An 803-nucleotide genomic window follows, 5' to 3' on the forward strand; every position below is an offset into this window, starting at 1 on the left:
CCTGGCACTTTAACACCTAAACTATCACGCAGGATATCAGGAGACTGAACCCGAATAACCGGCGCATCCACCTTTGATAAATCACCTCTTACAAACGCCATGTGAACATGACCTTGCAAGGTATCTTTATAAGTAATCAGATCAAATGTGCCATGCTCGGTCTCAACCTGATTCTCTTCTTGCTTAACAACGGTCTGCTCATTCAACGCCCGATAGTGAATCATGTCGGCGATTGTGCCAATCTTCAAATCATGCTCTTTTGCGAAGACTTCAAGATCAGGACGACGAGCCATAGTACCGTCTTCATTCATAATTTCGACTATAACTGAAGCCGCCTCAAAACCTGCCATACGAGCCAGATCGCAACCTGCTTCAGTATGCCCTGCTCGGCTTAATACACCACCAGGCTGCGCCACAATTGGAAACACATGGCCAGGCTGAACAATTTCACTTGGCTTAGTGTTACGTCCTACAGCTGTACGAATAGTGTGCGCACGATCAGCCGCTGAAATACCTGTTGTCACACCCGAAGCCGCTTCAATAGACACAGTAAAGTTAGTTGAAAACTGAGCATTGTTTGCGTGAGCCATCGGCGGTAAGCCGAAGAAGTCTGCCCGCTCTGCCGACATCGTCATACAGATCAAGCCTCTCGCATGTGTCGCCATAAAGTTAATATCTTCCGGACGAACCTGTTCAGCCGCAATCACTAGATCGCCCTCGTTCTCACGATCTTCATCATCCATCAATATAACCATTTTGCCTTGACGGATATCTTCAACTAATTCTTCTACGGTGTTGAGCTC

General features: G+C 47.1%; 1 protein-coding gene. It reads right to left on the reverse strand.

The window, feature by feature from the left end; genetic code table 11:
• On the reverse strand, window positions 1-803 hold an 803-nt coding region (ribB, locus tag A3766_RS20050), incomplete at both ends, for a 3,4-dihydroxy-2-butanone-4-phosphate synthase (RefSeq protein ID WP_068642849.1).

It is taken from the genome of Oleiphilus sp. HI0132, assembly GCF_001635845.1.